Origin of the sequence: Bacillus sp. FSL M8-0063 (genome assembly GCF_038005545.1) — a bacterium.
GTDB lineage: Bacteria > Bacillota > Bacilli > Bacillales > Bacillaceae_G > Bacillus_A > Bacillus_A wiedmannii.
The window spans coordinates 504,002-530,367 of record NZ_JBBOTJ010000002.1; the positions used below are offsets into that span (position 1 = coordinate 504,002).

The window sequence follows — 26,366 nt, forward strand, 5'->3', positions numbered from 1 at the left end:
TTGCCTACCTTTCTATTTTCCCTTGAACAAATGTAGCTTGTCTCAAGTTTGTATTGATAGTATATTCAGCAAAAAATAAGAAGAACTAGACATATAATGGAATAAAGCCAATATGTGTTTTTCAAGCTAAAGGACAAGTGTCACGAATAGTGAAATAACTATTGTGAGAGGAGTCTATAAATTGTTGGGGGCAGTAAGATAGTAAATGAAATTTTCATCAGTGATTTTTGAAATATATCAACTTATCGACAAAACATGAAAAAAGGAGTCCATCCCAAAATGCCTTTTGGAACAGACTCCCCCGAATATATTATTTTTCCTTCAAAAAAGTTCGATCCTTCAAGAATAAATTCCAGAAGAAAATAAATCCTGGTAGTAAAATTGCGATTCCAATTGCGTATAGGATAAGCAATGCATAGAATGTTTCTGGCGTTGTAAAACTTGTAAATACAGTTACATCAGGATAAATAATATAAGGTAAATGCGCGACACCGTAAGCGTAACTTGCAAATGCATATTGAGCGACGACTGCTAAAACGGCAATGCGAGGGTATCCTAGTGTGCCATACTTCTTGTTTGTCCACCAAAGAGAAGAGTATCCGATAACGAATAAAACGATAGAAACTGTAAACCATGGGAATTGCTTTATGAGTCCTTGCATAAGCCAGTGTGTTTCCGGATCCATTACAACGAGGGCGATAATTGCCGTAACGAGTGTTGCAGGACCGAGGATGATGGCGTTTCTTCTATAAACTCTATACGAATCTTCTGAACCTTGCTCTCTCGCAAAATCTGCGAGAAAGAGAGAGGAGAGAAATAGTTCCGAAGTTAGCCCAAAGAGCATATAGCAGTAGATAACTGGGCTAGAAAGAAGTTTTCCATACAGGAGTACTTCTTTTCCTTCAGTCATTGTAATATAAGCCCCCTCTGTAACGGGTAACACGGTAATTAATAAGGCTGGAATTAAGAGCCCAGTAATACCTGAAATAACCCGAAGGAGGAATTGATACTTTGGCAGAGAGTAAGCAAATACCATGAATGTACTGCGAATTGCAATGAGTATTAAAATTAACATAACTGGCACGAACATCACTGTCGCAAGGGTGAAAGCAGCTTTCGGAAAGAAACCGAGAAAAGCGACAACGACAAAGACGAGAAATGTATTTGTTACTTCCCAAGTGGGTGATAAGTATCGATTGGCAAGCTTGGCAGCAAGCGTTGGATGTTTTGCGTATACCATGCCCCAAAAACCTGCTCCAAAATCAATGGACCCTAATATACTATATACGAAAATAAGAGCCCATAAGATGATGATTGCAATACTTTCCTCATGCACGAGAATCGCCTCCTTCGTGATGTAAATCATTTGTAAGCGGATGTTTCTTAAAGAATGTCCGTAGTACAAAAACTGTTAAAATGCCGAGTCCAATATATAAAATGATGAATAGAATAAATAAAGGACCGACAAAATCAGCGCGTGTAGAAGCGTCGACTGTCCGTTGCATACCATAAATTGTCCACGGTTGACGACCACTACAGCTGAAAATCCATCCGAATTCAATACCGAGCATCATAATTGGTCCACATGCGGCAGCTCCCCAAAGAAGCCACTTCGGTAATTCTGCACCTTTTTTTCGGTAAACAAAGTACCAATATAAGAGGGCGATTGCTGCAACTGCAAAAGTAAAGGCAGCAGTGCCGACCATTAAGTTGAATAGTGTATGTGTGTAAAATGGTGGCCATGTTTCTTGTGGGAATTCCTTTAGTCCTTTTACGACGGTGCTAGGGTCGAGTCCCACTAATAGGCTAAGCATGTTCGGAATTTCTAGTGCATAGTTTAGTTCAAGTGTGTTAGGATCTACAACTCCGCCAATTGATAACGGTGCATGTGATGTCGTTTCAAATAAAGCTTCAGCAGATGCAAGTTTTTCAGGGGAATGCTTATGTAAGGCAATCGCCGATTCGTGTCCCGAAAGCCACATCGTAGCACCTGTAATAAATGTCACGACGAGTCCTAACAGTAGTCCTTTTTTATGATACGCTACTTCACGTTCACTTAAATTCTTCTTTAATAATTTAAATCCAGCGATAGAGGCAATGACGGCAGCTCCAGTTGCGTAGGCTGTAATCACAACATGGAATGCGCTTGTGCCAAAACTCGGATTAAAGAAAGCTTTCCATGGATCAACGTTAAAAACTGATCCATCTGGTCCCATTGAAAAGCCTGCGGGTGTATTCATCCATGTATTTGCTGATGTAATAAGCACGGCAGATGCCGTGGCACCAATCATGACGAAGAATAGCGAGATTAATCTCATGAATGGAGGTAGTTTGTCAGCTGCATATACATAAATAGACATGAACAAAGCCTCTAAAAAGAAGGCGAAAATCTCAATTTGAAAGGGAACAGAAATAACCTGTCCAACAATTTTGGCAAAACCAGGCCAAAGAAGTGAGATTTGCACACCAACAATTGTTCCAGTTGGAATTGCTACACCGAGAAGGATGGCAAAAGCCTTCGTCCATCTTTTCGCCATAATGGCGTAATCGGAATCTTTCTTCCAGTGATAGAGTATTTCACTTATAAAAATCATTAATGAAAGTCCGACACCAAGTGTTGCAAAGATAATGTGGAATGCTAATGAAGAACCAAAAAATGCTCTTGCTAATGTTACCGTATCCATATGTAAACTCCTCTTCTTTTTGCCGTTATTTTCTGATTGAATTGGAAGATTTATTCAAAAAAACTACCAAAAATATATATGTATTTAAAAAGTGGATATGGTAATATAATGTTTGAATATTCTAAATAGAAAGAAGTTAATTTTTAATAATATTTTGTTTGTTTTTTAGTAAGGAATATTTTATAATCTTTTATGCGAACATAAGTTCTGTTTTTCAAGGTGAAGAAGTTTATGTGAAATGGAGAGGATGTTTTATGTATCCTGAAGTCATTAAAAAGATGGCATTTTCAAAAGAGCATAGAGATTTATTATTGAAGCTGTATAATAAAGAGATTACGCGTCGTGAATATGATCGACTTGTGGCATCGCTATATAGACCTTCTAAAGAGGCTTGTGAGGGATAGAGGCACGGGAGACAATCTAATAGATTGTCTTTTTTAATTTTACGTATGTTCTGGTAAAATTAAGGCTAGCCTTATTAGGGAGGTGAAAAGATTGCGGAAACGTTTATATATAGGGATTGGAGTTATTCTCTTAATCGCTTTAGGTGGCATTGTATTTTGGTCAGCTATACAAGGAAACCGTACAGAACATTTTATTTTAAGACATATGGTGAATGAAAATGGGACGCTTGCCACATATCGTTTAGCGGATACAAAGGCAGGTACGGGTGAAGCGAAAGGCCGTGAAGCTTTATCGGAATCAGCAGGACTATGGCTACAATATACATTGGATAAAGACGATCAAGCGTTATTCGATGAACAAGTTAAGGTTATTCAAAATAGCTTTGTACATAAGGATCATATTGTTATATGGAAAATCTCTGAAAAGGGAGAAATGCAGTCAGCTACAAATGCACTTATAGATGATCTTCGTATTATAGAACAATTATATCGTGCTTATGATATGTACAAGGAAGAGCGTTATAAAAATTTGGCAGATCAATTGAGTGACGCTGTAATTCGTTATAATAGGAAAGATAATTATTACGTTGATTATTATGATGCAGATGCAGGTAAACAAAATAATTTTGCAACTACATCATACATAAATCCACACGCATTCTCGTATATGAAAAAGTACGGCAAAGTTTCTGCTCAGCAATATCAGGAAGTCGTTCAATTTTTAGCGGATTATCCAAGGCATGGCTGGGCATTCCCAAAAGAGTATAAAGAAGATGGTACATTTACGTACGATAAAGAAGTAAATCTTATTGACCAATCATACGTTGCATATCATCGAAGTTTAGGTGGCCTTTCATCAGATGCTTATTTGGAATTTATCAAGAAGAAGTTCCAGAAGGATGGAAAGCTATACGGTCGTTACAATTTAGAAACGGGAAAACAAACTGTGAATTATGAATCGCCAGCCGCATACGGACTAACGATCTTGTACGTACTACAAACAGGTGATACAAAGTTTGCAAAGGAATTATATGATCATATGGCCACATTCCGAAATGACAATATATTTAGTAGATATTACGGTGGATATGTAACAGGTGAAAATAATAATACGCATATTTTCGATAACGTATTGCCGCTTTTAGCGGAAATGGAATTGGAGAAGAGTAAGAAATAAAAGGTGTCACCCTTTGGGGGTGGCACCTTTTATTTTTTACTAAGTCAATATAATTTTACGTTCTAATATTGGAGAAGTAGTCAATTACGAATTTACGGAATTGTTGAGCGGTTTTTGATAAGTAGCGTTTCTTCGACCAACTTAATCCGATAGTTCTCTCGCAATGCGGTTCAATAATACGTAACTTATTTAATGCTAAAGTAGAGTTTTTTAATAAAGTTAAACTTGGGACAAAGGCGATGCCGAGACCTTGCTTAATAAGGTCGCTAATCACGGTCGGTTCATCTACTTCAAAAGCAATATGTGGAGTGAAGCCAGCTTCTTTACAAAATTCATCCGTTAAGTGCCGAAATCCGTAACCAGTGTTCATACTAATAAATGGTTCGTCTTTTACTTCATGCAGATGGATACTTTCGCGTCCTGATAAACGATGACCTGAAGGGACAACTAAGAAAATTTCTTCTGTAATAAGTGGTTCCCACATAATTTCCTCGGCTTCAATTGGCACAGAAGAAATGCAAAAGTCAATTTCTATATTATCTAGTTGTCGCTTCATAGAAGGAGTAGATGCGAGAAATTGTTGGAATCGAACGTTAGGATGTTCTAGTAAAAAAGAACCGAGTAGTTCTGGTAATATTCTCGGAATAGAAACGGCCAGTGTAATAGAGCATTGTTGTAATTCAGCTAAATCTTTAATTTCTCGTTCGCCTTCACTTAATTCATGAAAAATGCGCTCTACTCGTTTTAAAAATACTTTCCCAAAAGAGTTTAATGTAATCTGTCGGCCTTGGCGATCAAATAGCGGGACGCCTAAGTCCTTTTCTAATCTAGCGATTGTTTTGCTAAGTGAAGGTTGTGCGATATGCAGTTCTTCAGCGGCTTTTGTCATATGTTCTAATCGTGCGACTGTCTGAAAGTATTTTAATTGAAGAAGTTCCATTTTGACTCTCCTTTCTATAGACCAAAAGGAATGAATTGATAATTAAAGATGTATTATACAGTATGAAAATGGGCGTGTATAGTAAATCTGTTAAACCATTCTAATGGTGTTAAATTAGGAGAAGGAGTATGTTTCATGAAGGGAATTCAACTTATATTTAAAGATTGGAAAGCGATGTGGCATCATAAACATGGACGTATCGCTTTAATTTTTTTATTAATCGTTCCTTTAATTTATTCAGGATTCTTTTTAGCTGGATATTGGGATCCATACGGACGATTAGATAAATTACCTGTTGCAATTGTAAATTTAGATAAAGGTGCTGCGATGGATGAAAAAACAATTCATGCAGGAGACGATTTTGTCAAAAATTTAAAAGAGAATAAGGAACTAGCTTTTCATTTCGTGTCAGAAAAAAATGCTGATGAAGGGTTAAAAGAAGATAAGTATTATATGGTCGTTACGATTCCAGAGGATTTCTCTAAGAAGGTAAGTACACTTATGGATGAGAAACCAGAGCCAGCGCAGCTTCAGTACAAAGTAAATCCGGGTAAAAACTTTGTAGCAGCTCAAATTGGAACGACAGCTGTTGAAAATATGAAAACAAAAATTTCAAATAGTATTACGAAATCTTATACAGAAGGTGTCTTTTCAAAGTTTCAAGATTTGGCACAAGGATTGAGTGATGCAAGTAATGGTGCTGAGAAGCTGCATGAAGGAACGACAGATGCAAAAAATGGGGCGAATCAGCTTGCAGATGGTATTCATCGTTTAAGTGACGGGGCATCAAAAGTGAAAGAGGGAAGTGAAAAACTTGCTTCTAGCCAATCTGCCTTAAGTGGCGGCGCAAATGAGCTGAGTGAAGGGGCAACCTCACTTCATAGTGGTATGGCGTTATTAGCTCAAGGTGAAAAAACTTTACAATCAGGGGTTAGTGAATTAAGTGCTGGTACAAATGAATGGGTGAACGGAAGTGAGAAACTTGCTGAAGGGCAAGTGAAAGCGGACAATGCAGCAAATAGTGTAAAACAACAATTAGAAGAGTACGTGAAAAGTCATCCGGAAGTGCAGCAAGATCCTGCTTTTCAAAAGATGATTGCTACTTCTAACGGATTAGCTAAAGCAGTAAACACTTTAAATAATAGCCAACAACAATTGACACAAGGAGCGAAGAAGCTCGCTGAAGGTCAGAATAAGATTGAAGAAGGTATGAATACATTCGGAGTTAAGTTAAGCGAAGCTACTGCTGGAACGAAAAAGATAGCAGATGGTGCAGCAAATGTAGCAGATGGATTTACGAAGTGGGGAAATGGATTTACATCCCTGCAAGAAGGTGTAAATCATCTTGCAAGTGGCGGAACAGAGCTGAATCACGGGGCTGATCAGTTAACGAACGGACTTGTTAAACTTGACGATGGTGCGAAAGAACTTTCTACAAAATTAGGAGAGGGCGCAGAGAAGATAGCGGATGTTCGCAATGATGATGCCCGTAATACGATGTTCTCAGAGCCGGTTCAGTTAGTGAAGTCGACAGTTTCTGATGTGCCTAACTACGGTTCAGGCATTGCACCATACTTTTTATCACTGGCATTTTATGTTGGTGGAATTATGGCATCGAATATTTTACCTCTTGGCCGTAGACAAAATATGAAGGTAAGCGGAACAGTACATTTTATTAATAAACTAGGATTGGTATATTTAATTGGACTTATTCAAGCATTACTTGTGGATGTGGCTGTGCTAGGAGTTATGAAATTAGAAGTTGCAAGTGTGCCACTCTTTGTTTTATCAAGTATCGTTATTTCCTTTACGTTCATGACATTTATTCTTATGTTAGTAACGGTATTTGGTCTCGTTGGAAAGTTCTTAGCAGTAACACTTCTCGTCCTGCAATTAGCGACGAGCGGAGGGACTTTCCCAGGAGAATTAAATATAGCTGTTCTTAGCAAAATTGGACAGTTTCTCCCAATGTCCCATTCTCTTAGAGGATTACAAGATGTTATCTCTTTAGGAGATTGGTCACAATTACAAATGCAAATTTTAATATTGTTATGCTATCTCGTTGTTGCTGGCGGAATTGCTTGGATCACGAGTCATATACAACATAGGGAAACGAATGCAGAACAAGTTTCTTAAAATGAAAGAAGCTATCCGTTTTTTTAGGATAGCTCCTTTTTTATTTACGTTCCATTACCGCAAAGTAATTATTTTCATTATCAGCAAAGTTGAATGCTCTACCTGTAGGTAAATCTACAACTTGTCCAACTATAACGTTTTTCTCAGAAAGATCTTTATACAGTTGATCTAAGTTATTAGAGAAGAACATAAGTGAAGGCGTATGTAAGTTTAATTCAGGTTGCATCTTCGCAATTAACGCTTTATCGTGAAGGACGATGCTTGTGCCTGCTTCCTTCGTTGGTGCAATTTCAATCCAGCGAAACCCTTGTCCGTTATTTTCTTCTGCAATCATTTGGAATCCTACTGTCTCAGTCCAAAATTGTACTGCTTCATCTTGATTATTTACATATAACATAATTTGTCCAATTTGATTAATCATAGGTGTGTGTCCTACTTTCTTTTCTTGTATGGAATTCTATTATATCAAAGATATGGTTTGAATACTTTTTCTTGATTTTTCCGAAGTACAATCTTAGCCCATTTCATATTTGTCGTAGGGGAAGGCCCTGTAATCCATGTGTGAAATGGTAGTGTACTGCAAATGACCATTGCTGAAATCGAGATTGTGGCCGTTATTGTAAATAATAATAGGCTATATAATATTGTGTTTTCTTGCAGTGTAAATAAAGAAAGAAATTTTGTACATAGTTGTAAGAAGAAAAAGTGAGCTAAATAAGCACCATATGTGTAATTCCCGATAAATCGTAAAGCTTTATACAAGAAACCGCGTCGCTGTACGATTGTAATAGACAGAACGTAAAGTATGATAATTTCGCATACAATATATAAAAACATAGACGGTTTTAAATAAGTCGAAACGGTTAAATGAATAGAGTTTGCTCCGTAAAAACTAAATAACTCATAATTGATGAATAGAAATAAGACGAAAAATAACATTGTTATAAGCGGGATATGTTTCATGACAAATAAACGCCAAGTTTTTAGTGCGACAGCAGCGATTCCTCCCATGACGAAATAGAATGAGTAGAAGAAGAAGGAACGATCTGTATAATGTAAAATGGTTGAGCTAGTCAATTTCTCTCCATTAAAAATGTAGTGAGAAGAATACCACATTAAGAGGAAATATAGAGAAGCAAAGATGGTCATATATTTATATATGTCTTTTTTATTTTCTGTTCGTTTTTGAAACCAATAAAATAGTGTGCACAGCAAAGGGAACAATAAATGAATTTGGAACATCATAATCACGTACCAAAGATGGGGCGCGGCTGTTCCGAGTAATAAACTTTTTATTCCGCTTTGTAGTGTAATCATATCGTTTGTTGTTAATAAGTAAAGAATAGACCAGAAGAAATAAGGAATGAGTAAATGTGCGGCTTTTTCATAAATATATTCTGTATAGGCTAGTTGCTTTGTATATTGCCGAATTAAGTGAAAGCCAACGATAAATATGAATGCAGGTGCTGAAAATTTTGCAAGGTTGAATAGCATGCCCATAATGAGGGATTGCTCAAGTAAGACATTTCCTTGATGCATTGTGTATAATAAGGAACTTTGCAAAACGACAGCAAGGAATGCAATGCTTTGCAAAATTTTAAATTCTGGTGCGCTTTGAGTCATTATGTCCATCTCCTTTTCCATACATGATTATAGTACGGAGAATGGATAATAGGTGTGGAATATTTGTGAAGATTATAACAAATTTGTGGCGGAATGGATTATTTCGATATATTTATCACAACAAAAAAGAGGATGCTCGTTTGGAGCATCCTCTTTCCATTTTATTAAGCAAATTTATTTTTGATCCAGTTTTTACCTTCTACAAGGCGAGCTGTCATTACGGCACAAGCGTTATCTGCTGTTACGTTTAACATCGTTGCAGGAGGATCAATGATTGTACTAATTGCTGCGATAATTGGCAATGCTTCTGGCGGGAAGCCGTATAGAGAAACGATTAACATTTCACCAATCATACCACCACCTGGAATGGCGCCCATTACTGTTCCTACTAATAGAGAAACAACAAGTGCAATTGCTAATGTTTTCGGTCCTTCGAATTCCATGTTGAAAATACCGAATAAGAAAGCAATTTTTAATACGCCACCTAAAACAGATCCGTCTTTATGAAGTGTAGATCCAAGAAGGACAACTGTTTCACGAACGTCAGAAGAGATACCCATTTTCTTCGTTGCTTCTAAGTTCGCTGGAATACTTGCGGCACTACTACAAGTTGCAAGAGATGTAACTGTAGGAGAGACCATGTTCTTCCAAAATAATTGTACACCTTGTTTGCGACCCGCAAGGTATGCATAGAACGTGAAGAATACAAAGAAGTAAATGAGAGACGCTGGATAGTATACCATTGCTGCTCGGAAATAAGTTCCAAGAAGTTGTGGTCCGAATTCACCAACTAATGCCGCGAAGTAAGCAGCAAGTCCGATTGGAGCGTAGTACATAATGAAAGATACAACTTTCATTGAAATTTCTGCACCAGCTTGTAAGAATGTAGCGAATGGTTTTCCTTTTTCACCAACTGCTGAAGTTGCAACCCCCATTAAAATAGAGAAGAAAATAAGAGCTAACATATTTTCACGAGATAGTAACTTCGAGAAATCAGATACTGTTATAATACCAACAATTTGATCCGCAACACTAACAGCTTTTTCAGCTTTATCGGGCTGCGTTAGTTCTAATACAACACCTTGTGCTGGCGGAAATACTTTCACGACAATAATCATAAAAATAGCAGCTAAAATACTTGTAAATAAGAAAGTTCCAGCCATACTAGACATAATTTTACCGAAACGTTTTAATCCATCCATATTAGCAATAGATGACGCGATGCTAAAGAACACTAAAGGTACAACAATCGTAAACATTAAGTTTAAGAAAATGTCACCAAGCGGCTTTAAAGCAACGGCATCGGCACCCATGAAATAACCAATGAAACCACCAATTAGGATAGAAGATAATAAAATAAGCGGAAAGCGATATGCCTTCATAAATATATCCTCCTATCAATTAAAAAAATCATACTGAATTATTATAGCGAGTTAGAGCCCTCTTTACTAGGAAAATACCGATAGATGGAATAGCGTGAAAAACGAGAAATTTTTGTTTTTGAGCTCGGCATACAGCAGGAAATCTAGACATATATATTTGTAACCTAGTGGTGGCAAAGGATGCACCGTAACTTAGGTTTGGAAAAAGGGGGGAGGGAAAAGGGATGAATATTTTACTTTGCTGTGCAGCGGGAATGTCTTCCAGTTTGATTGTTACTAAAATGGAGAAAGCAGCAGAGGCAAAAGGGATAGAGGTAAAGATTTGGGCAGTATCAGGTTCTGAAGTAAATAGTCACATAGATGAAGCTGACGTACTTTTACTTGGACCACAAGTACGTTATTTATTACCGAAAATGAAAGAGTTATGTAAGGAGAAGGGAGTACCTGTTGATGTCATTCAATCTGTCCATTACGGGCTTTGTAATGGAGAAGCTATCTTACAAGCAGCTTTGTCAATGAAACCATGAGGAGAGTGGGATAGATGATACGGTTTTTAGAGAAATATGTAATGCCAGTAGCGGGAAAGGTTGCAGAACAGAGGCATTTGCTAGCAATTCGTGATGGACTTGTATTGACGATGCCTTTCTTAATTATAGGATCATTTTTCCTCATCATTAGTGCTTTACCAATACCAGGTTATAATGATTTTATGGCAGGTTTGTTTGGGGAGAATTGGCAGAGGGCTTTGGGGTATCCAGTTAGTGCAACTTTTAATATAATGGCTTTAATAGCTGTTTTTGGAATCGCTTACAGACTTGGAGAATATTATAAAGTGGACGCTTTAGCATCCGGGGCATTGTCGCTTGTGACGTTTTTACTTGCGACGCCATTTCAAGTTGCATATATTATACCAAGTACAAAAGAGAGTGTACTTGTAGAAGGTGCTATCCCAGCTGCGTTAATGGGAAGCCAAGGGTTATTTGTAGCAATGATTATTGCACTTATATCTACTGAACTTTATCGGTTTATTGTACAAAAAAAGATAATTATAAAGATGCCAGAGACAGTTCCGCCAGCTGTGACACGTTCATTTGCCGCGCTTGTTCCAGGATTTATTGTTGTAACGGTTATTTGGATTTTACGCTTAATTATAGAAAATACTTCTTTTGGCAGTATCCATAATATTGTGGGGCAAATTTTACAGGAACCACTTAGTGTACTTGGTGCTAGTCTTTGGGGCGCAATAATAGCTGTTATTCTCGTTCATGTTCTTTGGTCATGTGGAATTCATGGAGCTACTATTGTTGGTGGTGTAATGAGTCCGGTTTGGTTGTCGTTAATGGATCAAAACCGAGTTGCTTACCAAGCAGGGCAAGATATACCAAATACGATTACTGCACAGTTTTTTGATTTATGGATTTATATGGGCGGATCTGGTGCGACACTTGCTTTAGTTATTGGAATGTTATTGTTTGCACGAAGTCAGCAATTAAAAAGTTTAGGTAGATTGTCAATTGCACCTGGTATATTTAACATTAATGAGATGGTAACTTTTGGTATGCCGATTGTCATGAACCCAATTTTACTAATTCCATTTATATTGGTTCCAGTTGTGTTAACAATTGTTTCTTACTTTGCAATGGAATGGGGATTAGTTGCTCGTCCGAGCGGGGCTGCTGTTCCTTGGACGACACCGATTCTGTTTAGCGGATATTTAGGATCGGGTGGGAAAATTTCAGGTGTTGTGTTACAACTTGTTAATTTTGCGCTTGCATTCTTCATTTATTTACCGTTCTTAAAAATATGGGATAAACAAAAAGTAGCGGAAGAAAAGGGGGAGTAAAGAAGTAAAATGGATACGATAGAGACGAAAGCTTTTCATTTAATTTTGCATGGGGGAAATGCGAGAAGTTGTTCAATGGAAGCAATTGATTGCGCAAAGCGTGGGGAATTTACAGAAGCAGAAGCTAAATTACAAGAAGCGTTAGATGAATTAAAAGAGGCACACCGTGTACAAACGGATCTCATACAGAAAGAAGCTGGTGGTGAAAAGACCGAAGTTACCCTTCTGATGGTGCACGCGCAAGATCATTTAATGAATGCAATTACGGTGAAGGAATTAGCGAGTGAATTTGTAGAATTATATAGGAAGATGTCGATGTCTGAATGAACCTTGCGTATGCAAGGTTTTTTTATGTTGTATTAAGAGACAGTTATGACGAAACAAAAACCACTTACGCAGGATTATATTTATTATTTCCAGGTTTATGTAAAAATGAATAGGAACATTTTTGCCTACAGCCATTTGGATTGGATGGGTTTCAAATCGTTTCGGTCCGATTCTTGTTTGTATAGGAAGTTTTATTGTTATTTACTTCATTATATGGTTTATGATGATGTTATACTGGAAGCGAAAAATCGAGAGATTAAACCATCAATTAAGGTGAAAAAATATGTATGTTTCTGTACCATCAGTGGAATGGTCGTTCCACTGATGGTATTTACAATCCTCCTTTTTCACAAATGAGTAAGAGTGATAATTAATCGGTTGTAACAATCTCTCCTATACCACGAATTAGTTTTTTTATATTCATCTCATTTGGTTTTAATATACTTACGATATAATCAATCGCTATTTGCGGTTCAACGGTCGTACCACACGTATAACAGTCAACGGCTGCAAAGTTTTTTTCTGGATAAGTGTGAATAGAAAGGTGGCTTTCTGATAGTAAAACTAAGACAGTAACACCGTACGGTTCGAATTCTTTTGCACTTACGTTTAAAACATGGGCACCTGAGTGATCAGCAGCGGTAACTAAATGATATTCTAAAAAGTGAACATCATCTAATAGGGAAAAGTCCACTCCCCATAAATCTACTATTATATGCTTACCGAAAGTAGAGTATTCCATAAGATAGCACTCCTCACTATAATATCGTTAAAACTCCATTTCTTTTTTATAACACTGATGTAGGATAAGGTTTGATTCTGAATTTAAAAGGGCAAGGTTACGCTGTTCGAGATGTTCTTCTTTAAATTGAAATAAGGGAGAAAGAAGAGAAGGTAATGTTTGAGGAGTTGGTACAACATATAATTGCTCAATTTGATCAAGTACATATTCAGAATTAGCCGCAATATGAAATCCCCAGTCAGTTCCAAAAGAAGGAACGATTGTATGATAACTTTTCACAGTTAATCCAGCATGTTCAATTGTGTTACCGATACTCCAATATACAAGGGGTGCATCAGCAGGTGAATTAGATTGACAGACGAACGCGCCATCTTCTGTTAAAAACGTAGCGATACGAGCAAAAAGTTCACTTGTATATAAAGTACTTAACAACTCTGTCGCTGGGTCTGGAAAATCAATAATGATTACATCGTATAAAGAGGAAGGAGAATTCAGAAATTTCTTTGCATCGCATACGTGTGCATTCACACGATTATCAAAAAATGCGCTTTTGTTCAAAGAAACTAATTCAGGAACATTACGAGCCATATCAATCATCGATCCATCTAAGTCAACAAGGTCTACATGTAGCACAGTTTCATACTTCAAAACTTCTCGTAAGGCAAGGCCATCGCCACCACCTAATATGAGAACACGTTTTGGATCAATTACTTTTGACATAATCGGATGCACAAGGGCTTCATGATAAATTTGTTCGTCAACGGAACTGAATTGTAGTTGTTTGTCTAAATATAAACGGACATCGCTTACTTGTAACAAAGTAATATTTTGATAATTACTTTGTTCTGCAAATAAACTCGTATGCTCGCCATTTTGTATCTGTTGTAGAGAAATTGCATCCCATACATCTAAGTTGTGTGAACTTGTTTCTATTATAGGTTCCAATTGTTCTTGTTTGTCCTGTTTATCTTGTTTATTTTGCTTGTCCTGCTTGTCTTGTTTATTTTGCTTGTCCTGTTTGTCCTGTTTATTTTGCTTGTCCTGTTTGTCCTGCTTGTCTTGTTTATTTTGCTTGTCCTGCTTGTCCTGTTTGTTTTGCTTATCCTGCTTATTTTCTATTTCCTGTTGTTCTAGTTCAAATTTGTCAGAGTCTAATTCAGAACGCTTGTCTTTTTTATAGCTTGTTATTCTATAAATCTTTATTTTGTTCTGTTTTCTATGTTTTGGCATAGGAATCCCCTTTCGAATTTTGTTATTTTATTCTATTCTATGTAATTTAGTAGAGGTGGCTTGGACAATAGATAGAAGAATGTGTTTAAGAGAGGTTTATTTTTTCACTAGATTTTCACGCTAAAAAAATTTTAGTGTTTTTTTGTTTTGAATACAACTAGACAACTAAACACTAATCTATTTTCATACAGTTATGTGTTAAAAGCGTGTTGTTTTATAACACACTGTGTGTTTTTTTGGTGACACACTAATTGAAAGCGTTAACACACAAAGAAAACAGTCGGAAAAGTGCTGATTTTAGTGGTTTTAAAAAGTTGGCACGCTAATTGCATTAATAAATAGCGTAAAGAAAAATAAATAAACATAAATTTTTTATACTACACAAGGGGGATTTTCAAATGAATATTTTATTATGTTGCTCAGCAGGGATGTCTACAAGTTTACTAGTTACAAAAATGGAAGCGGCTGCAAAAGCTCGCGGTCTAGAAGGAAAGATTTGGGCTGTATCTGGGGATGCAGTAAAAACAAATATCGATCAAGCAGATGTATTATTACTAGGACCACAAGTTCGTTACATGCTTTCTTCAATGAAAACGCTTGCTGATGAGAGAAACGTTGGAATCGACGTTATTAATCCAATGCACTACGGCATGATGAATGGAGAAGCAGTTTTAGATCACGCATTAACACTTAAAAAATAATTAGGGGGGAAGCGAAATGCAAAAGTTTATTGCATTCATGGAGAAATATATTGTTCCTGTAGCTGGTAAAATCGGATCGCAACGTCACTTAGCTGCGATCCGTGATGGATTTATTGCAGTTATGCCACTTATTTTAGTTGGTGCACTGGCATCACTAATTAATGGTTTTCCGTCTGAAGCTTTCCAAGAGTTCATGAAAGGTTTGTTTGGTGAAACGTGGAAACAAGTTGGCGGTGGAATGTGGACTGGTTCTTTCGCAATTTTAGCACTAATCATAGCATTTACAACAAGTTATAACTTAGCAAAATCTTACGGCGTTGATGGTTTGTCAGCAGGTATTATTTCATTTGGTGCGTTAATTATTCTTACGCCAACAACACCGAAAGAAGGCGGATTGAACTTAGCTTGGACAGGGGCACAAGGGCTATTCGTAGCAATTATCGTGGCACTCCTTGTTACTGAAGTATTCCGTTTCTTTGTACAAAGAAACATTACTTTTAAAATGCCTGATGGAGTACCGCCAGCAGTTTTAAGATCTTTCGCAGCTATAGTTCCAGCATTTGTTATCTTAACAGTAGTTGCAGGTATTCAATTAGCAGTGAAATTAGCTGGTACAAGTGTTCATGAATTTATCTTTAATACGATTCAATCACCACTGCAAAGTTTAGCAGGGACATTACCAAGTGCAATTATCATTGTACTCCTTGTTCATCTTCTTTGGTTCTTCGGTTTACATGGGCCAAATATCGTTGGTGGTATTATTGAGCCATTATACTTACCAGCATTAGAGAAAAATATGAAGTTATTCCAAGGTGGTACATCTGCATTTGATGTTCCAAACATTATTACAAAACCATTCTTTGATACTTTCGTATATCTTGGTGGTTCTGGTGCAACATTAGCGTTCTTAGTGGTCGTATTAATTGTAGCAAAAAGTGCACAATTACGCGGTGTATCTCGCTTATCAATTGGACCAGGTGCATTCAATATTAACGAACCAGTAATCTTTGGTACACCAATTATTTTAAATCCAATTTTATTCTTACCGTTTATCCTAACACCAATTGTATTAGTAATTACTTCTTATACAGCAATATCTATTGGTTGGGTACCAAAAACAGTTGTGATGATTCCATGGGCAACACCACCAATTATTAGTGGTTATCTTGTAACAGGTGGACATCTTTCAGGTGCAATTCTACAGTTATTCAACTTTGTAATTGCGATGGTAATCTACTATCCATTCGTTGTATTATCTGACCGTTCTGTTGTTCGTACTGAAAAAGCAGCAGCACAAGGAAATAACAACTCTGTACCTATGTAACATAGTAATTGTTCTCACGGGTAACATTATCTGTGAGAACAATCACCTTTATATCATGTTCAGAAAGATGAGACCCATCTACAAGAACACCAAACTATCATTCATAAAATAATAATTTAATAGAAATGTTCAAACTGAAGGGGTATTTCAATCGGTTGAACCATAATAGAGAGGGCGGTAATTATGATGACTACAGCAGAACAAATTCCATTCCAATTAATTTTAAATAGTGGTAATGCACGAAGCTTTGCGATGGAGGCACTTCAATTTGCCAAACAGGGGAAAATGGCAGAGGCTGATGAAGCGATGGTAAAGGCGAAAGAAGCGATTAATGAAGCGCATCATTTCCAAACAGAGCTCATACAATCAGAAGCAAGAGGAGAAAAAACAGAGATTAGTGTTCTTTTAATTCATGCACAGGATCATTTAATGAATGCGATTACAGTAAAAGAATTAGCAGCTGAATTTATTGACCTTTATAAAAAGTTAGAAGCGAAAGGGGAATAAAGCATGACTGGAATTAAAATTGCTACAATCGGCGGTGGATCTAGTTATACACCAGAGTTAATTGAAGGATTTATTAAGCGTTATGATGAGCTTCCTGTTCGTGAAATTTGGTTAGTAGATATTGAGGCAGGAAAAGAAAAGTTAGAAATCGTTGGTAACTTAGCGAAACGTATGGTGAAAAAATCTGGTTTACCAATCGAGGTACATTTAACACTTGATCGCCGTGAAGCATTAAAAGATGCTGACTTCGTAACAACGCAGCTTCGCGTAGGTTTATTAGAAGCTCGTGCAAAAGATGAAGCAATCCCATTAAAATATGATGTAATCGGTCAGGAAACGAATGGTCCTGGTGGTTTATTCAAAGCACTGAGAACGATTCCTGTTATTTTAGATATTTGTAAGGATATGGAGGAGCTTTGTCCGAATGCATGGTTAATTAACTTCGCGAACCCAGCTGGTATGGTAACGGAAGCTGTGCTTCGTTATACAAATATTCAAAGAGTAGTTGGTCTATGTAACGTTCCAATCGGAATCCGTATGGGTCTTGCAAGATTACTTGAAGTAGATGCAAGTCGTGTCCACGTTGATTTCGCAGGTTTAAATCATATGGTATACGGACTAGATGTATATTTAGATGGCGTAAGTGTAATGGATCGTGTGTTAGAGCTTGTAACAGATCCAGAAAAGCAAATTACGATGGAAAATATTGCAGCGCTTAACTGGGAGCCAGACTTTATTCGCGGCCTTCGTGCAATTCCATGCCCATACCACCGTTATTACTACAAAACACGTGAAATGTTAGAAGAAGAGAAAGAAGCTTCTGTTGAAAAAGGTACACGTGCAGAAGTAGTAAAACAATTAGAAGATGATTTATTCGAGTTATATAAAGACCCGAACTTAGATATTAAACCACCACAATTAGAAAAACGTGGCGGCGCTTATTATAGTGACGCAGCATGTAGCTTAATTACGTCAATTTACAATAATAAAGGTGATATTCAGCCTGTTAATACACGAAACAACGGAACAATTGCAAGCTTACCACATGATTCGGCTGTTGAAGTGAACTGTATTATTACGAAAGAAGGTCCAAAACCAATTGCAGTTGGAGATCTTCCCGTACCAGTTCGCGGTTTAGTACAACAAATTAAATCATTTGAGCGCACAACAATTGAAGCTGCTGTTACAGGGGATTATCATAAAGCGCTGCTTGCTATGACAATTAATCCACTTGTACCATCAGATAAAGTTGCAAAACAAATTTTAGATGAAATGTTGGAAGCACATAAAGAATATCTTCCACAGTTCTTCAAAAAGGTAGAGAAATAAAGCGGCGCTATTTAGCCCGCTTTTTTTATTCTATTAGGAGGTATTATGATGATTAAGTTAATTGTAAATGCAGATGATTTCGGTCTTACAGAAGGTACAAATTACGGCATTATTGATGGACATATAAATGGACTTGTAAATTCAACGACAATGATGATGAATATGCCAGGAACAGAGCATGCGGTACGCTTAGCAAAAGAGTATAACCTACTCGGAGTAGGCGTACATCTCGTATTAACAGCAGGGAAACCACTTCTTAGAGACGTACCATCACTTGTAAGTAGTGATGGATTGTTTCATAAACAAAGCGTCGTATGGAAAGGGAATGTAAATCCAGAAGAAGTAGAGAGAGAGTGGACTGCTCAAATTGAGAAATTCCTATCTTACGGATTATCGCCAACTCATTTAGATAGTCATCATCATGTGCATGGATTACCAATCTTGCACGATGTTCTTGAGAGGTTAGCGGCTACATATAATGTTCCAATTCGTCGTTGTGAGGAAGAGCGAGCAGTACGCCCGTTTTCTGACGTGTTTTACAGTGATTTTTACGCGGATGGTGTGACGGAAGATTACTTTGTGAAGTTAAAAGAAAGAGTACAAGGTGAACAAACGGTAGAAATTATGGTTCATCCAGCTTATATTGATCCAGAGCTTGTGAAGCGTTCTTCTTACGTAATGGATCGTGTGAAAGAATTGCGTATTTTAACAGAGAGCGAGTTGCCTGAAGGAATAGAACTTGTGAAGTTTTAATAGAAAAACGACGGCTATATAATGCCGTCGTTTTTTGCTTACAAGATGGATAGAACATACCCGCCAAAGGCTCCGAGTATAACGATAACCCAAGGTGGTGTTTTCCAAAAAGCGAGCAGGCAAAATAGAAGAGACGCAAAAACAAAATCTACAGCGTTTATAATTGTGCTTGTCCAAATAGGATCATAAAAAGCTGCTAATAAAATACCGACAACGGCTGCATTGACTCCAAGTAGTGCACCTTGTATGTAAGAGATTTTTCTCACACTGTCCCAAAATGGTAAAACACCAATAACGAGCAAGAAAGCAGGAAGAAAGATCGCAATTGTTGCGAGTATGGCTCCAAGCGTCCCGTTTAAAACTGCTCCTATATAAGAGGCGAATGTAAATAGTGGACCTGGTACCGCTTGTGTTAATCCGTATCCAGCTAGGAACTGTTCTTTCGTCATCATTCCGTTTTGTACGAACTCACCTTCAAGAAGGGGTAGCACGACGTGTCCGCCTCCAAATACAAGTGCACCAGAGCGATAGAAACTATCAAATAAAGCGATGTAATAAGAGAACGGTCTTACTATTGGTAGCAGTATTAATAGTCCGAAGAATAAGATGAGACAAGAAACTGCTATCTTTTTTGAAATAGGTACTTTTATATTTTGAGATTGGCTAATTGGTTGGTTGCGATATAAAAACCAGCCTATAAAGCCCGATATTATAATAAGGGTGACTTGTGTCCAGCTGCTTGGCCATAATAAGGCGATTGCGGCAGTTACAATCGCAATCGTCGCACGATTTCGGTCTGGCGTTAATTTTTGTGCCATTCCCCATATGGCATGAGCAACAATGGCGACTGCTACAAGTTTTAGTCCGTGAATCCAGCCAGCACTTCCAAGATCGAACTGATTAAGGAATGAGGCGAAGAAAACTAAAACAAGCACAGACGGTAAAGTGAATCCAATCCATGAAATAATAGCTCCTAATACCCCGCCTCTTAATAATCCAACCCCCATACCGACTTGGCTGCTAGCAGGACCAGGGAGGAATTGGCATAGTGCTACTAAATCACCATAGCTTCGTTCATCCATCCATTTTCTTTTTTGTACATATTCGTGGTGGAAATAGCCGAGATGGGCGACGGGGCCACCAAATGAAGTAATTCCTAATTTAAATGAAACGAGAAAAATCTCTAATAATGTGTGAAAAGTGTATTTGTTATTTTTCAAAACGACCTCCGAGAATGTTTTTCTATGTGCATTATACAAAAGATAGTGAAGCAAAAGGAACGATTCTAATGTAAAGATTGTGTGAATCTTTTCTTCGTAATTAAAATTTGAAAAAGTCATAAATGATTATGTATAAACCATAAAGTAGTAGAAGTAGTGCTGGGAAATTTATATGAGGAGAATGCCCGTATGACAACACATTTCTTTGCGAGGTTAACAGGAAAGAGGGAAATACCTCCTGTAAATACAGAAGCTTATGGTGTAACAGAGTTTATATTTAGTGATGATTTAAAGAAATTACAATATCGGATCATATTGAAAAACATCGAAAAAGTTACATCATGCCAAATTCATTTAGGAAAAGCGGATCAAATAGGTCCAGTGATTTTAAATTTGTTTGGTCCAATAAAGCAAGGTATTAGTGTAAATGAAGGAGTCGTGACCGGTGTAGTCAATGTGGAAGATTTTGAAGGCCCTTTACAGGGAAGAGCGTTTGATAGCCTACTTCAAGAAATCATTCAGACAAATGTATATGTAAATGTTTATACAAAGTCCAATAAGAAGGGCGAAATCAGGGGGAGAATCAGAAAAGTAAAGAAGTAGAAAAAAGGCTGTCCATATTTTGGAACAGCCTTTTTTTCTATAAGGTGCAAATTTTAGCGTTTATTATCGTTAAATCGATATATTTAAAAAACTGCTTAGATTAATTTTTTACAGGCTGATTTTTAATGAAGAAGTCCATGATATAAAACACTTCATCATCAGGTATTTGTATTTCAAATGTATTTTCAATTGGTTGTAATGCTTTTTTCACTTTCATATACATCCAGTACTCATCTTGTCTTCGTTTCTCTTTATCTGGATGAGGGAGGAGGCTTTCTCCTTTTTGAAGACGGTCAACCATACAGCTCATATGCAGAATCACACCCATTAAGCTGTCAGGAGTTAGCTGTAAGGAAATTAATTCTTGAATTGTATTTAATGCGTAACGAATTGTTTTAATAAGTAATGCTCCGTCGTTCCGCTGCATTTGTTGTTCCAGAATATCAGCCATTTTTGCATATGTTTCTTCATACGTAATTAATTCTTGAATTGGCTGAATCGCTGTGTAGTTTACAATGTCTTGGAAATGGTATGTTAAGCATGGCACCTGCACATCGAAATTTGTGACGATACAAATGATATTCCGTTCTTTTTTTATATTCTCAATCATTTTCGTTAAATCTTTTTCATGGACGATACTAATCGGAATAATTTCAATTAAGTCTTTGTCAAATCGCAAATAGTTCTCTAACATTTTTTGAATAGCTAAAGCACTGCCTTCCCCAGTTAAACAAGCTGTTAAAATAACAGACTTCATTGGTGATAGTGGCTTTTTCTTTTCTTCTTGTACGTTTAAGTAAAACGGTGTTAAGTTCTTCACTGTTTCATATAATGCATCTAACGAGTAGCCAAGTTGAGCTTTTCGAGCTGCTTCTAGTGCATGTGGAGTGCTTGTCATGGAAAGAACACGTACCGGAATTTTGAACTCAGTTTCTAATATATCACCAATATAAGCGAGCGAGCCCATATCGACGAGTAAGAGAAGTCCATTTACATTTTGGAGTGTTTTCATATACACTTTCACACGCTCTAAGAAATCTTTCGGCGATTCATGTAACGGCATATCGATACCGGTTACTTCCTCAATGCCGAGCAGTTCGTTTGCGACGTTTGCCATTTCTGTTGCGATGCCGTTGCCGTGCGCTAATATTAATACCTTTACTTCTGTTTGTGAGGCAGGAATTGGATCAACAACGAAGAACATTGTTAAAAAGCCTGCTTCATCAATAGGCATTGTTATGTGTAATTCGTCCTCCAGTAGTTGAATGCATTGCATGGCTACGGAAAAAGCGTCTTTATATTTCGTACGAATTTGATTTAATTGTGGGTGATGAATTTGTTTCCCAGCTTGTAAACGTTGTAGAGTTGTCTGTACATGTAAGCTTAAAGCGAGAAATACTTTTTCATCAAACGTCTTAGATAAATGCTTTTCAGCAAGTTCCGCAATTCTTTCACATACGGAAACGATATTACGATCCACAATTTTAAAAACATTTTCATGACTTGTTTTTTTGGAAATTTGGTTAAAATATTGTACGAAAAAGCTTTGAATATCATTTTCTATTAGTAATTCTAATTCGTCTTCTTCAATACCGCGAGCTTGAAGTTCTTCGTATTTATAATCAATATAATCGTAAATAGAAGACCGTTTTTCATTCTCTATTTTATGATTACTCCAACCTTCATCACTTGTAAATATAAATGTTTCATTTGGTATTTGGTATAGATGACGGCTCTTTCTTTCAATGAATAGTCCTTCTTTCATATACCAAGGTAAATCTGTACTTGAAACATAGACAGAATCACGTTTCTTTGTCACAAATTCAGAGTAGGCTTTCGCACAGGCAATTTGTACATCCGTTTTTAATTGCCCGATGTTATTGGGGCAATTGTAAAAGACGAAAGCGCGCATTGCATTCGGACTAACGTGAATTTCTTTTCGCAGACGGATTGCTTCATTTGTGAAAAATAGTTGCAGTAAAGCAAATCGTTCTTTATGTGTACGCTCACGAAGTGGTGGTAGCGTAACAGTCATTGGTATACGTCTTGTAAATGTTTTTAATAAAAATGAATTTGGTTCTTCTGTTGTTGCAGTAATGATTAATACTTGTGCTGTACGCTCGTTTTCTGTTTCTCCAAGGCGGCGGTATACCCCGCGGTCAATAAAGGTGAAAAGCATTTCTTGTCCCTCGGGAGGAAGGCGATGTACTTCATCTAAGAAAAGGATCCCTTCATGTGCTTTTTCAATTAACCCTTTTTGATCACTTGCCCCTGTATAAGCTCCTTTTTTAATCCCAAATAATTGCCCCAGTAGTAGCTGTGGATTATTTGCGTAATCGGCACAGTTAAAGACGATAAATGGTGCATTTTTAGGAAGCTGTTCAACTTCAATTGCATATTCGTGCATTAAAGAAGCGAACATAGATTTTCCGACCCCTGTTTCTCCTAGCAGTAAAGTATGCATACCGTTTGGAGGATAGAGAATAGAAGCTTTCGCTTTTTCGATTGCGATTTTAAGGCTTGTATTTTCAATTGCAAATGTATCTAATGAAGTCATTTCCTTTGAATGCGTTTCCAACGAAGCGTTCGTTTCTATATAAAAACGAACAGGACGCGTATTTGTTTTTAATAAACGTTTATCTTTTACAAGTTTGTTTAAGTCGCTACTTACATTGGCGCGATCTAGTTGTAGAAGGCTAGCGAGTTCTGATGCGGTTACACCTTCTATATAATTACCTTCTTGTATTGCGTTAAAAATGAGATCTATTCGTTTCATTTCTATTCACCTCGAAAATTCATCGCTATTTAAAATTTTACACAAAAATGGGAAGGGTGGGAAGAGAAAAATAAAACAGCTTTAGCACATAGGCACTAAAGCTGTTACAATCTTGTGTCTTTCCAAAAGTTCACTTCGAGGTGAGAAGATGGATTATAGGGAAGAAGTTTGTATCCTTGTGACTGTAAGTAATCAATTACTTTGGGCAGTATTTGTACGGTTACACTCGAGTCATGCATTAAAATCACTTCGACTTGTTCATCGCTCTGATTACGTACTCTTTCTAGTATGGCAGAAGGATTGTCATAGCTTTTCCAGTCATATGTATCGATTGTCCAATCCCACATTTTATACTGGGCGGATACAAGTGCATCACGGTAATTCTTTTTTAAGTAAGGCATACTACCGTACGGGACACGAACGAGATGTGTATTTAATTTTGTAACTTGCTGAACAATATTTTGTGTTTGTTCCATTTCTGTAATTAAAGCGGATGGATCACCAGTGTAAAGGCGTTTTACATCGTGTGACATACTGTGAAGTCCGATATAATGCCCCTCTTTAATTAATCGTTGCATTGTTTTTTTATAATGTGGCACTTTTCCACCAATAACAAAGAAAGTTGCTTTTCCGTTCTTTTCTTTTAAGATGTTTAAAATTTGCGTAGTATATTTGTTTGGTCCGTCATCAAATGTTAAGTACGCGATTTTTTGGATAGGAGAGGTAGTTTCAGTATTTGGATGATGTTCAGCAGGGGGCATTGTAGTTGCTCCTGCATGAGATGACGCGTACATAGTAATCGTTAAAAATAAAATAATGTATTGAGATACTCGCTTGATCATAACATTCACCCTCAGTTTGACAATCAAGATGTAAAAAAGAAAATATAATCCTTTTCTTATTATGTATATCTTTCTCCAATAGTGGGACTCTCAAACAAACTATATTTTGGAAATATGAAATGAGGAGTAAAAAATAAAAAATAGCACCCTCTTATAAGAAAGAGGGTGCTATTTGAATATTTCATAATTGTAAAGGCTATACTACAATTAGTCTTCGCGTTTTTTCACTTTTTTATAGAAGGAAATAAGTGGTTTGTAACGTTCATGTACAAGCCCAATTACTTCAGCAATGATTTCTGTAAAGAAGATTAAAACGAAAAGAAGAATAATGGATAACCATAATGTCGCACTAGAGAAAATGATTGCATTTACACTAAAGAAAATACCGAATGCGTATATAATTAGTACCGTTTTACGATGAGAGAAGCCCATTGCAAGTAAACGGTGATGTAAATGCGATTTATCTGGTGCTGAAATAGGTTTTTTATTTACGATACGGCGGATAATTGCAAATGTCGTATCAAATACAGGTACGCCTAAAATGATAACTGGAACGATAAAGCTGAATAACGTTACACTTTTGTATAATCCAAGTAACGATATAACAGAAATACAGTATCCTAAAAATAGTGCGCCTGTATCTCCCATGAAAATTTTTGCTGGATGGAAGTTGTAGAATAAAAATCCAATTGTACTTGCTAATGTAATTAATGCTAGCGGTAAGATAATAGCGGCTCCAGTGCCCCATGGGCTAGTGAAGGCCATATATGCTAGCGTTGCAAGTACGATAGATGAAATACCAGCAGATAACCCATCTAAGCCATCAATTAAGTTGATTGCATTTGTAATACCTACAATCCAAAATACTGTAATTGGATAAGCAAGCCATCCGAGTTCAGTATCCCCGAGGATTGGAATATATAATACTTGCACTAATAATCCACTTTTTACAATCATTATGGCAACTAATAGTTGTCCACCGAATTTTACCTTCGCAGATAACTCGTACATATCATCTAAAATACCGATGATTACAATGATAATCGCACCTAGCGTTATCGATAACATTCTTTGTTCATATAAGCCGCCGACAACAAATCCTACAGCTACACCAATAAATATCGCTAATCCGCCAAGACGAGGCATAATCTTTTGGTGTACTTTACGAGCGTTTGGCTTATCTGTTGCTCCTATTTTAAAAGCTAACTTAATAACTAAAGGAGTAACGACGAGTACAGTGATGAAAGATGCCAAAATGGCATAAATCACTTGTGAGTCCATTAATACCCCACCCTTTTATAGTCTAACGTAAATTTTTTAATACATTTATCTGAAAATTATGATGTTTATTTACAGGCTCATAACATATGGTATCACAAAAAGATTAGAATTCAATCTTTTTTTCTGTTTACGGTAAATGGAAGCAGATAGAATATATGACAATTGTATACAGAATGTTGAATCATTTGAGAAGGTTAATCGTATTGGGCTTTGGAATATGACATTTTCTCTTTTTCTTCGATAGTGAATACTTTTATTTCAGTATTATAAGTGTTACACGTAGAAATGAGTAAGTTCCGTGTTAAAATGTGGGAATTTATCTGCATGAACGGGCAGTAAGGTTCGCACCTCAAAATTCAGTTGGAGAAAAGAAGTTAGGTGGCGATCTTAATTCCTGTAAAAGGCCGATTGGTTTAACTAATAATTAGTCGATGATGGATGCCCCTCACTGAATAAAGTTTCATTTTATATTCTTACATGTAATTTTACAAAAACTTAAAAAAGAATGGAAAAAGTAATTCATATAATAAAGAAGTAAAAGA

24 protein-coding genes and 1 pseudogene are annotated in these 26,366 nt (G+C 36.8%); 13 read left to right on the forward strand and 12 right to left on the reverse strand.

The annotated features are described in order from the left end of the window. Positions 1-310: 310 nt before the first annotated feature. Positions 311-1,336 (reverse strand): cytochrome d ubiquinol oxidase subunit II, encoded by a 1,026-nt coding sequence (locus MKX31_RS25030; RefSeq protein WP_064476173.1) that lies wholly within the window; start codon positions 1,334-1,336, stop codon positions 311-313. Then, complete coding sequence (gene cydA, locus MKX31_RS25035) at positions 1,329-2,684, reverse strand: cytochrome ubiquinol oxidase subunit I (RefSeq protein ID WP_064476174.1); 1,356 nt, start codon at positions 2,682-2,684, stop codon at positions 1,329-1,331. Before cydA ends, MKX31_RS25030 begins: the two co-directional genes overlap by 8 nt. 254 nt (positions 2,685-2,938) lie before the next feature. Between cydA and MKX31_RS25040 the strand changes: the two genes are divergently transcribed. Together MKX31_RS25040 and MKX31_RS25045 are read left to right on the forward strand one after the other, a co-directional pair. Beyond that, positions 2,939-3,088, forward strand: a complete 150-nt coding sequence (locus tag MKX31_RS25040; RefSeq protein ID WP_000283173.1) for a hypothetical protein — start codon at positions 2,939-2,941, stop codon at positions 3,086-3,088. A 91-nt stretch (positions 3,089-3,179) separates the two neighbouring features. Then, the gene (locus MKX31_RS25045; RefSeq protein ID WP_142289377.1) at positions 3,180-4,265 is read left to right on the forward strand and encodes a transcriptional regulator; all 1,086 of its coding nucleotides are present in this window, start codon (positions 3,180-3,182) and stop codon (positions 4,263-4,265) included. 55 nt (positions 4,266-4,320) lie between these two features. Here MKX31_RS25045 and MKX31_RS25050 read toward each other — a convergent pair whose 3' ends face one another. Then, the gene (locus MKX31_RS25050; RefSeq protein WP_064476176.1) at positions 4,321-5,205 is read right to left on the reverse strand and encodes a LysR family transcriptional regulator; all 885 of its coding nucleotides are present in this window, start codon (positions 5,203-5,205) and stop codon (positions 4,321-4,323) included. Between the two features lie 135 nt (positions 5,206-5,340). Here MKX31_RS25050 and MKX31_RS25055 point away from each other — a divergent pair, with 135 nt between their 5' ends. Then, positions 5,341-7,341: a YhgE/Pip domain-containing protein gene (locus tag MKX31_RS25055; RefSeq protein WP_088047789.1), complete on the forward strand. Its 2,001-nt coding sequence runs from the start codon at positions 5,341-5,343 to the stop codon at positions 7,339-7,341. 40 nt (positions 7,342-7,381) lie between these two features. On the opposite strand, the gene MKX31_RS25060 is transcribed toward MKX31_RS25055, so the two are convergent. The 3 genes from MKX31_RS25060 to MKX31_RS25070 all read right to left on the reverse strand — a co-directional run bounded on the left by MKX31_RS25060 (position 7,382) and on the right by MKX31_RS25070 (position 10,346). Beyond that, complete coding sequence (locus MKX31_RS25060; protein WP_098103009.1) at positions 7,382-7,762, reverse strand: VOC family protein; 381 nt, start codon at positions 7,760-7,762, stop codon at positions 7,382-7,384. A 44-nt stretch (positions 7,763-7,806) separates the two neighbouring features. Next, on the reverse strand, positions 7,807-8,964 hold the full coding sequence (locus tag MKX31_RS25065; protein ID WP_098103010.1) for an acyltransferase: 1,158 nt from the start codon (positions 8,962-8,964) through the stop codon (positions 7,807-7,809). A 164-nt stretch (positions 8,965-9,128) separates the two neighbouring features. Next, positions 9,129-10,346: a dicarboxylate/amino acid:cation symporter gene (locus tag MKX31_RS25070; RefSeq protein ID WP_000649365.1), complete on the reverse strand. Its 1,218-nt coding sequence runs from the start codon at positions 10,344-10,346 to the stop codon at positions 9,129-9,131. A gap of 224 nt (positions 10,347-10,570) precedes the next feature. On the opposite strand from MKX31_RS25070, the gene MKX31_RS25075 reads away from it, so the two are divergent. The 4 genes and pseudogenes from MKX31_RS25075 to MKX31_RS25090 form a co-directional block, all read left to right on the forward strand. Further along, positions 10,571-10,873, forward strand: coding sequence for a PTS sugar transporter subunit IIB (locus MKX31_RS25075; RefSeq protein ID WP_048563423.1), 303 nt, complete (start codon positions 10,571-10,573; stop codon positions 10,871-10,873). Positions 10,874-10,887: 14 nt separating this feature from the next. Continuing rightward, the gene (gene celB / locus MKX31_RS25080; protein ID WP_064476180.1) at positions 10,888-12,189 is read left to right on the forward strand and encodes a PTS cellobiose transporter subunit IIC; all 1,302 of its coding nucleotides are present in this window, start codon (positions 10,888-10,890) and stop codon (positions 12,187-12,189) included. Positions 12,190-12,198: 9 nt separating this feature from the next. Then, entirely contained in the window at positions 12,199-12,516 is a 318-nt protein-coding gene (locus MKX31_RS25085) for a PTS lactose/cellobiose transporter subunit IIA (protein WP_064476181.1), read from the forward strand. Positions 12,517-12,625: 109 nt separating this feature from the next. Beyond that, a pseudogene (locus tag MKX31_RS25090) lies at positions 12,626-12,793 on the forward strand (DUF3021 family protein); the annotation flags it as partial. Between the two features lie 93 nt (positions 12,794-12,886). On the opposite strand, the gene speD reads toward MKX31_RS25090, so the two are convergent. Both speD and MKX31_RS25100 read right to left on the reverse strand, forming a co-directional pair. Continuing rightward, complete coding sequence (speD, locus tag MKX31_RS25095; RefSeq protein ID WP_064476183.1) at positions 12,887-13,258, reverse strand: adenosylmethionine decarboxylase; 372 nt, start codon at positions 13,256-13,258, stop codon at positions 12,887-12,889. A gap of 27 nt (positions 13,259-13,285) precedes the next feature. Next, on the reverse strand, positions 13,286-14,488 hold the full coding sequence (locus MKX31_RS25100) for a polyamine aminopropyltransferase (protein ID WP_340981660.1): 1,203 nt from the start codon (positions 14,486-14,488) through the stop codon (positions 13,286-13,288). Between the two features lie 398 nt (positions 14,489-14,886). Between MKX31_RS25100 and MKX31_RS25105 the strand changes: the two genes are divergently transcribed. The 5 genes from MKX31_RS25105 (at position 14,887) to chbG (ending at position 19,102) form a co-directional block, all read left to right on the forward strand. Further along, positions 14,887-15,189 (forward strand): PTS sugar transporter subunit IIB, encoded by a 303-nt coding sequence (locus MKX31_RS25105; protein ID WP_001023569.1) that lies wholly within the window; start codon positions 14,887-14,889, stop codon positions 15,187-15,189. A gap of 16 nt (positions 15,190-15,205) precedes the next feature. After that, positions 15,206-16,513 carry a PTS cellobiose transporter subunit IIC gene (gene celB / locus MKX31_RS25110; protein WP_064476185.1) on the forward strand — a complete coding sequence of 436 codons (1,308 nt, stop codon included), beginning with the start codon at positions 15,206-15,208 and terminating at the stop codon, positions 16,511-16,513. 183 nt (positions 16,514-16,696) lie between these two features. Continuing rightward, positions 16,697-17,020, forward strand: a complete 324-nt coding sequence (locus MKX31_RS25115; protein ID WP_000989050.1) for a PTS lactose/cellobiose transporter subunit IIA — start codon at positions 16,697-16,699, stop codon at positions 17,018-17,020. 3 nt (positions 17,021-17,023) lie between these two features. Further along, complete coding sequence (gene celF, locus MKX31_RS25120) at positions 17,024-18,349, forward strand: 6-phospho-beta-glucosidase (RefSeq protein ID WP_000145757.1); 1,326 nt, start codon at positions 17,024-17,026, stop codon at positions 18,347-18,349. Positions 18,350-18,397: 48 nt separating this feature from the next. Then, positions 18,398-19,102 (forward strand): chitin disaccharide deacetylase, encoded by a 705-nt coding sequence (gene chbG, locus MKX31_RS25125; protein WP_088047794.1) that lies wholly within the window; start codon positions 18,398-18,400, stop codon positions 19,100-19,102. Positions 19,103-19,140: 38 nt separating this feature from the next. Here the strand turns inward: chbG and MKX31_RS25130 are convergent, their stop codons facing one another. Next, positions 19,141-20,322: a chromate transporter gene (locus tag MKX31_RS25130; RefSeq protein ID WP_088047795.1), complete on the reverse strand. Its 1,182-nt coding sequence runs from the start codon at positions 20,320-20,322 to the stop codon at positions 19,141-19,143. A gap of 189 nt (positions 20,323-20,511) precedes the next feature. Between MKX31_RS25130 and exsM the strand changes: the two genes are divergently transcribed. Further along, positions 20,512-20,925, forward strand: coding sequence for an exosporium regulatory protein ExsM (exsM, locus tag MKX31_RS25135; protein WP_064476189.1), 414 nt, complete (start codon positions 20,512-20,514; stop codon positions 20,923-20,925). 100 nt (positions 20,926-21,025) lie between these two features. Here exsM and MKX31_RS25140 read toward each other — a convergent pair whose 3' ends face one another. The 3 genes from MKX31_RS25140 to MKX31_RS25150 form a co-directional block, all read right to left on the reverse strand. Then, positions 21,026-23,701: a PRD domain-containing protein gene (locus MKX31_RS25140; RefSeq protein ID WP_064476190.1), complete on the reverse strand. Its 2,676-nt coding sequence runs from the start codon at positions 23,699-23,701 to the stop codon at positions 21,026-21,028. A 104-nt stretch (positions 23,702-23,805) separates the two neighbouring features. Next, positions 23,806-24,543, reverse strand: coding sequence for a polysaccharide deacetylase family protein (locus MKX31_RS25145; RefSeq protein ID WP_064476191.1), 738 nt, complete (start codon positions 24,541-24,543; stop codon positions 23,806-23,808). A 207-nt stretch (positions 24,544-24,750) separates the two neighbouring features. Then, entirely contained in the window at positions 24,751-25,824 is a 1,074-nt protein-coding gene (locus MKX31_RS25150) for a glycosyltransferase family 4 protein (RefSeq protein WP_016718934.1), read from the reverse strand. Positions 25,825-26,366: the final 542 nt, after the last annotated feature.